General features: G+C 42.4%; 1 protein-coding gene and 1 pseudogene. Both read left to right on the top strand.

All coding sequences use genetic code 11. The features are described from left to right. The first annotated feature begins 307 nt into the window (after nucleotides 1–307). Nucleotides 308–1,795 (top strand): DUF1846 domain-containing protein, encoded by a 1,488-nt coding sequence (locus tag ODU34_RS10150; RefSeq protein ID WP_105179476.1) that lies wholly within the window; start codon nucleotides 308–310, stop codon nucleotides 1,793–1,795. A 149-nt stretch (nucleotides 1,796–1,944) separates the two neighbouring features. Continuing rightward, a pseudogene (locus tag ODU34_RS10145) lies at nucleotides 1,945–2,080 on the top strand (IS4 family transposase); the annotation flags it as partial.

Here is a 2,080-nt window from a genome sequence, read left to right as displayed (position 1 = left end):
GAGAGTTAAGTGTTTGTTTTTCATTGTCGATTACCAACTTGTCCCATAGTAAGTTCTACCTTATTTCTTTGTCTCATTCTAGTTTCCAGTTTTTAAGACAGACTAGAACTTACTTTGGGAATTTACTATATTTTTTAAACATTTGTTTAATTTTTATTTCATCTGATTTTTTCTTGACAAGATTAGCACAGTTTGTTATAGTATTGTTCGGGCACCTCTTTTGAGAGGTCGGAGAAAAGGCTCCCTAGTTTTAGGGAGCTATTTTTGTTTTTCCCAGAGAACATTACACATTTGGAGGACTTATTGGATGAAGAACATCGCATTTGATTCAAATAAATATTTGAATTTGCAACGTGACCATATTTTAGAACGAATTGCTCAGTTTGAAGGCAAGCTCTATATGGAATTTGGCGGAAAAATGCTGGAAGATTTCCACGCAGCCCGTGTTTTACCAGGCTATGAACCAGATAACAAAATCAAACTCCTCCAAGAGTTGAAAGACCAAGTAGAAATCGTCATCGCCATCAATGCCAGCAACATCGAACATTCTAAGGCACGTGGTGACTTGGGTATTTCTTATGACCAAGAAGTCTTCCGCTTGATTGACACCTTCAATGATATTGATATTTATGTTGGTTCTGTCGTCATTACCCAATACCGCAACCAACCAGCCGCAGACGCCTTCCGCAAGCAGTTGGAAAAACATGGTATCAAGTCCTATCTCCACTACCCAATCAAATGCTATCCTTCTGATATTGACCACATCATCTCACCAGAAGGTATGGGCAAAAATGACTACATCGAAACCAGTCGCAATCTCGTCGTTGTCACCGCACCTGGACCTGGTTCAGGTAAATTAGCGACTTGTATCTCCCAACTTTACCACGACCAACTGCACGGCGTAACATCAGGCTATGCTAAGTTTGAAACCTTCCCTGTCTGGAACTTGCCTCTCCACCACCCAGTCAACCTGGCCTATGAAGCAGCAACTGCCGACCTGGACGACCTCAACATGATCGACCCCTTCCACCTGCAAACCTACGGCAAAACTGCGGTCAACTACAACCGTGACATCGAAGTATTCCCTGTCCTCAACCGTACCTTTGAACGTATTTTGAACAAATCACCATACGCCTCACCGACAGACATGGGGGTCAACATGGTGGGCTACTCCATCGTGGACGAGGAAGCGGCTATCGAAGCATCCAAGCAAGAAATCATCCGCCGCTACTACCAGACTCTGGTTGATTTCAAGGCAGAGCGGGTGAGCGAGCAAGCAGTTAAAAAGATTGAGCTCCTCATGAATGAAGTCGGTGTGACACCAGCAGATCGTAAGGTTGTTATCGCTGCGCGCGAAAAAGCAGAGCTGACAGCCAGCCCTGCCCTAGCTATTCAGTTGCCAACTGGAGAGATTGTAACAGGTAAAACATCAGACCTCCTCAGACCAACTGCAACTGTTCTTCTCAATGCCATCAAGCAAATCGCACAAATCGATGATGAAACACTTCTTATCGAACCAAACTACATCCGTCCAATTCAAGAATTGAAGGCAGATTATTTGGACAAGACCAATACACGACTCGATGCAAGTGAGATTCTCAACGCCCTTGCCATTACTGCACAAGACAGCCCTCTTGCTGCAAGTGCCATGAAAGAATTGGGGCAATTAAATGGTAGCGAAGCTCACTCAACAGTCATTTTATCTGACGAAGATAAGAGTGTTCTTCGTAAATTAGGTATCAATCTTACCTTTGACCCTATCTACCAACACAATAAGTTTTATCAGAAAAACTAAGCACTCAAAAAGACTTGCTCCGACAAGTCTTTTTGTGAACAGTAAAAAAGCAGGGATTCAATTCCCCAATGTCATTAAGTTAGCTAACCTATCACGTTTTGTGGTAGGTTAGTTTTTTATGTTACACTAGAAATAAAAGGGGAAAAATCATGCTAGACCAGATTAAAGCTCATTTACTTGATAGTATTAACGACATCGTTTCCACCGCAAACCAGTTTGTGCTTCATCCTGAAAAAGATTTTAGTCGGAAAAGTCAGCTAACGATGAAAACCATGATTCAAGCTA

This window comes from Streptococcus sp. 2018WUSS126 (assembly GCF_044427425.1).
Lineage (GTDB): Bacteria > Bacillota > Bacilli > Lactobacillales > Streptococcaceae > Streptococcus > Streptococcus hashimotonensis.
The sequence above is the reverse complement of the archived record's forward strand: the minus strand, read 5'-3'. Positions and strand labels throughout refer to the sequence as shown.

Coding starts and splice junctions, on each gene's coding strand:
- ODU34_RS10150 (WP_105179476.1), top strand. CDS start 308: ATGAAGAACATCGCATTTGATTCAAATAAATATTTGAATTTGCAACGT.